The sequence below is a fragment of the Acinetobacter johnsonii genome, assembly GCF_048551975.1.
Taxonomy (GTDB): Bacteria; Pseudomonadota; Gammaproteobacteria; order Pseudomonadales; family Moraxellaceae; genus Acinetobacter; species Acinetobacter johnsonii_A.
Genome location: NZ_JBIMCF010000100.1, coordinates 1 through 337, shown reverse-complemented (window position 1 = coordinate 337; position 337 = coordinate 1). Strand labels below are relative to the sequence as shown.

Here is a 337-nt window from a genome sequence, read left to right as displayed (position 1 = left end):
GTGGAGAGATCATTGGCCCCTTGGAATACCATCTTGAAGTTTTCAGGAAGTCAAGCAATGCCTTCACCTATAGTATCCGCTCGATATTCATCAGAAAGTGACTCAAGGGCAAATGTAGACTGCGCAAGCAGGAGTCCAACAAGACTAGCTAAACAGGATTTTTTCAATCCTGCGGGATATATACGATTCGTCATCTCGACCATCCTTATTATTCGATGCTCCGCATCTTTATGTACTGCATCCTTTACTTGGCATTCTACTGTGCGCACTATAATTTTTATGTGCGTCAACCAAAGCACTCTATTTAATAATTGATTATGCTGAAACTCAGTACAAA

Annotated in this window: 1 pseudogene; it reads right to left on the bottom strand. The window is 40.9% G+C overall.

The features are described from left to right. Positions 1-50 precede the first annotated feature (50 nt). Positions 51-337 (bottom strand): annotated as a pseudogene (locus ACG9ZB_RS16790) (hypothetical protein); the annotation flags it as partial.